At 57.5% G+C, this 4,210-nt stretch carries 5 protein-coding genes and 1 pseudogene; 4 read left to right on the top strand and 2 right to left on the bottom strand.

Annotated features, from left to right (window positions below; translation table 11 throughout):
• Positions 1–66: 66 nt before the first annotated feature.
• From Q0341_RS02925 to Q0341_RS02910, 4 genes are all read left to right on the top strand, one after another.
• On the top strand, positions 67–390 hold the full coding sequence (locus tag Q0341_RS02925; protein ID WP_299510435.1) for a cell division protein ZapA: 324 nt from the start codon (positions 67–69) through the stop codon (positions 388–390).
• Between the two features lie 274 nt (positions 391–664).
• Positions 665–1,480, top strand: coding sequence for a sulfite exporter TauE/SafE family protein (locus Q0341_RS02920; RefSeq protein ID WP_299510433.1), 816 nt, complete (start codon positions 665–667; stop codon positions 1,478–1,480).
• Positions 1,481–1,704: 224 nt separating this feature from the next.
• A complete protein-coding gene (locus Q0341_RS02915) occupies positions 1,705–2,148 on the top strand; it encodes a universal stress protein (RefSeq protein WP_299510431.1) in 444 nt (147 codons plus the stop codon).
• Positions 2,149–2,272: 124 nt separating this feature from the next.
• Complete coding sequence (locus tag Q0341_RS02910) at positions 2,273–3,580, top strand: ABC transporter substrate-binding protein (RefSeq protein WP_299510430.1); 1,308 nt, start codon at positions 2,273–2,275, stop codon at positions 3,578–3,580.
• A gap of 51 nt (positions 3,581–3,631) precedes the next feature.
• On the opposite strand, the gene Q0341_RS02905 is transcribed toward Q0341_RS02910, so the two are convergent.
• Entirely contained in the window at positions 3,632–4,090 is a 459-nt protein-coding gene (locus Q0341_RS02905; RefSeq protein WP_299510429.1) for an AMP-binding protein, read from the bottom strand.
• 6 nt (positions 4,091–4,096) lie between these two features.
• Positions 4,097–4,210, bottom strand: a pseudogene (locus Q0341_RS02900) (prolipoprotein diacylglyceryl transferase); the annotation flags it as partial.

Raw genomic sequence — 4,210 nt, 5'->3', positions numbered from 1 at the left:
CCGGGTGGACGCGCTCATCGAGCGCTTGCCCCCTTCTGCCCCAACTGCTTCGCATGAGGCATCCGCATGAGCAACAAACAAATAGATGTCCAGATCATGGGCCAAAGCTACATTCTGGGTTGCCCTGAAGGCGGCGAAGAACGCTTGCTGGGCGCGGTGCGCAAGGTGGATGAAGCCATGTGTAAGATCCGCGACGCCGGCAAGATCAAGGCGCGTGACCGCATTGCCGTGTTGGCTGCGCTGAACTTGGCTTTCGAACAAGTCGAAGCGCCTATACCCGCTGCTCATGCTGCGGCCGCGAGTGACTTGCAACCCGACGCGCAGGTGCGCCTGACGCAATTGCTGCAGCGCCTTGATGGTGTGATTGAAAAAGACGGCCAACTGCTTTGATGCAGATGCATGGGGTGCCGAGCGTTGTTGTGTAGGCGACGGCCCGCGTCGCTGTTTAGCCTCTACAATCGCTCTGTCTGCAGTGCATGCCGGGCTTTATATTTCCTTGAACCAATGCTCTTAGAGCCCGGGCTTGGTACATTGGCTGGTGAGCGTGATCATCTCGCGTCAGATGAACCCAACGCCAGTCTGCCCTCGCCCACCTGAACCCCGGTTCAGGATGCCGGTCCGGTGGCACTTGCAGACACCTTCTTTTTTATCTCCCCATTCCTCCATGATCATCGAACCTCTGCTGTTGGCCGAATTGGCTGTTCTTGGCCTGTGCACAGGCTTTTTGGCAGGCTTGCTCGGCATTGGCGGCGGCATGATCATGGTGCCGTTCTTGACCTACATGTTGGGGGCCAGAGGCGTCAGCCCTGACTTGGCCGTCAAGATGGCGATTGCCACGTCCATGGCCACCATCATTTTCACCAGCGTCTCCAGCGTTCGTGCCCACCACAAGAAAAAAGCCGTGCGCTGGGATTTGGTCAAAGGCCTGGCTCCGGGCATCGTGATCGGTAGTTTGATCGGCAGCTTGGGCATTTTCGCCTTTGCCAAGGGCACTTACCTGGCTTTGTTCTTTGCATTATTTGTGGGCTTTTCGGCCACACAAATGTTTCTGGACAAAAAACCTGCGCCATCGCGCCAAGTTCCCGGCTTTCAGGGCTTGCTGGGCGCGGGCGGCTTGATCGGCCTGCTCTCGGGTCTGGTGGGGGCTGGTGGTGGTTTCATCAGCGTGCCTTTCATGGCCTGGTGCAATGTGGCCATCCACAACGCAGTGGCCACCAGCGCAGCGCTGGGCTTTCCGATTGCACTGGCCAATGTGGCCGGCTATGTGGTTAGTGGCCATACGGTGCAAGACCTCCCTGCTGACAGCTTTGGCTATCTGTGGCTGCCGGCCTTGGGGGTGATTGCCGTGTGCAGTGTGTTCATGGCGCCGTTGGGTGCCGCCACGGCGCACAAACTGCCGGTGAAACAACTCAAGTGGATTTTCGCCAGCGTGCTGTATGTGCTTGCTGCTTACATGCTCTACAAAGGCTTGTTCGCCTGATGTCAGGCCGGTGTCTGAAACACCTCCACCTCACCCTTCACTGACCCAGTGACCGCCGCGACTGCAACTGCAGCAGAGCTGTTGGCATGCGTGGTGGGCAAAACATGGGCTCGGGGCATGTTTTGAAGATACGGCAGATGAACCACTGAACGCTTGATCTACATCAAGCGGTGGCATTTGTCGCGCTCTTAAACTGGGGTTTTCATTTTGTTCAGGAGCACAACATGTACCAACGCATTCTCGTGGCCACCGATGGCTCCACCCTGTCCAAAAAAGCCGTGACCAGCGCCATTGAATTGGCCGCCACTTGCGGCGCCCTACTGATCGCACTCAAAGTGGTGCCACGCTACCCCCAAGCTTATTTTGAAGGCAGCATTCCCTTGCCGGTCGAAGACATCGCGCGCGTGGAAAAGCAATGGATGGAATCGGCCCAATCGCTGCTGGCCGCTGTCGAAAAGTCGGCCAAAGCCAAGGGGGTCAGCAGCCAAGCGGTGACCGTCAAGTCCGATGTGGTGTCGGACGCCATCATCGCAGCGGCCAAGAAGCACAAGGCCGAGTTGATTGTCATGGCATCGCATGGTCGAAAAGGCATCAAGCGCCTGCTCTTGGGCAGCGAAACACTTCAAGTGTTGACCCATTCGCACATTCCCGTGCTGGTGCTGCGCTGAACACGGTCGGCGGCAGACCCGTTCTGTCTGTCTTGAGCCACGATGGCGCGCGCAGGCGGATTCTTGTGCCTTTGTCTGAAAATATTACATAAAATGTATTCATTTAAACCTGCCCACGACGGTCATGAATACATTCAAAAACGCCTATCGACGTCACACAGCCCACGGACAAACCGCTTGGCGCACGCTCTGGATCGGAGCTTGGCTGAGCGGCCTGCTGTGCTCAGGGCTTGCGCATGCCCAAGCCTTGACCATCGAAAGCTGGCGCAAGGACGATCAGATTTTTTGGGACAAAGTGCTGATTCCGGCTTTTCACAGAGCGCACCCCGAGATCAAGTTGCAGTTCAAACCGGAGGAGCCCCTGAGCTACGACTCGCGACTCGAGGCCCGGCTGTCCACCCGACGGGCTGGTGACCTGATTTTTTGCAGGCCCTTTGACGCCAGCGTGCGCATGCAGGCCAAAGGTTATCTGATGCCCCTGAAAGAGGAGGCACTGAAGAACTTCAACCCGCAAGCCCGCCGCGCTTGGACCACAGACGACGGGACCACCACTTATTGCCTGCCGGTGGCCTATGTGATGCACGGCTTGTTTTACAACAAAAAAATACTCCGCGACATGAAACTGGAGCCTCCGACCACTTGGCACCAGTTCTACCAATTGCTCGGCCAAGTGAAGGCCAAGCAGACCGTGACCCCGTTGGCCTTGGGCACTGCCGACATGTGGGAATCCACTCAAGTGGTGTTCACTGGCCTCGGCCCCAATTTTTGGGAAGGTGAAAAAGCCCGCCAAGGGCTGATGGACGGCACCGTCAAATTCACCGACCCGGGCTTCATCAAAGCTTGGCAGATGATGGCGCAACTCAAGCCGTACATGCACCCCGAGCAAAACAGCATGTCCAACGGCGACATCCAGCTGCTGTTTGCCACCGGCAACGCCGCCATCTACCCCTCCGGATCCTGGGACATCGACTTTTTACGAAACACCAGCTTTGCTTACAAAAAACCCATCGACCTGGGGGTGTTCAAGCCACCGGTTGAGCACGAAGGTCAGGCTTGCCACATCTCGGTGCACCCGGATTTCGGCATTGGTGTGAACAAGAACAGCCCCAACCAGGCTGCAGCGCTCCAGTTCATCGATTGGCTGGGCACGGCCGATTTTGCCCAGCTGCTCACCGATACACTGACCGGCTACTTTCCTTTGGCGGACCACAAAGTGAGAATCAACGACCCGCTTGGCCAAGAAATGATGCGCTGGCGTAGCGAGTGCCAAGACACGATCCGCCTGAACGCCCAAAAAATCAACCGGGTCTGGCCCTCCATGGAAGAGGAGCTTTGGTATGCCAACGTGAAAGTGCTCAACCAAGACATCACCCCGGAGCAGGCGGCCCAGCACATCCAAAAAGTACATGAGAGAAACGCGTCCCTGAAGTGAACAACCGCCGGAAATGGCTGCGTTCAGCGGCCCGTCGACACCTCGGGCAGATCAAAGGGGGTGCTGGTCACTGTGGTGCACAGCGCGCGCGAGCAAGCTGCCGGTGCGGTCATCGTTCAAAGTGAACACGTGTTGCGTACCGGACTTGAATGCAATCTTGCTGACCCAGCCGAAATGGGCCGCGCTGCACACCACCACAGCGGGTTGGGCGCTTGCCACCACCTGCGCCATTTCGGTGTTTGAGCCCTCGTTGTCCAAGGGAAAAAACACATGACCGGTTCGCTCGGTGGCCTCAATAAGTATCCTGGCCTCAATGGATTTGGCAACCCGAACGACCACACAGCTGCGCTCGGGCAAATCCAGCGACCGCAACAAGTTGGCCATCATGGCCGAGCCACGGTCCAGGTCTTGCCCGCTGTAGCGCAGGCCAGCGTCGGTTTCAAGCGCCAACGCCGTCAAGTCGTCAGCATAGGCACGCTGCTGTGCAGCCCACAGATTTTCTGGGTTCATGTCGCCTCACTTGGCCTTTTGACGGGCCCAAACCATCAAGCCAATGCCGCCCAGCACCATCGGCACACACAACCACTGCCCCATGCTGAGATTGGCAAACAGCAAGCCTAAAAAAGCATC

The sequence above is a fragment of the uncultured Limnohabitans sp. genome, assembly GCF_937889215.1.
Taxonomy (GTDB): domain Bacteria; phylum Pseudomonadota; class Gammaproteobacteria; order Burkholderiales; family Burkholderiaceae_C; genus Limnohabitans_A.
Note: the sequence above shows the minus strand (reverse complement) of the source record. Positions and strands in the feature narration are given on the sequence as shown.

Coding starts and splice junctions, on each gene's coding strand:
- Q0341_RS02905 (WP_299510429.1), bottom strand. CDS start 4,090: ATGAACCCAGAAAATCTGTGGGCTGCACAGCAGCGTGCCTATGCTGAC.
- Q0341_RS02920 (WP_299510433.1), top strand. CDS start 665: ATGATCATCGAACCTCTGCTGTTGGCCGAATTGGCTGTTCTTGGCCTG.
- Q0341_RS02910 (WP_299510430.1), top strand. CDS start 2,273: ATGAATACATTCAAAAACGCCTATCGACGTCACACAGCCCACGGACAA.
- Q0341_RS02925 (WP_299510435.1), top strand. CDS start 67: ATGAGCAACAAACAAATAGATGTCCAGATCATGGGCCAAAGCTACATT.
- Q0341_RS02915 (WP_299510431.1), top strand. CDS start 1,705: ATGTACCAACGCATTCTCGTGGCCACCGATGGCTCCACCCTGTCCAAA.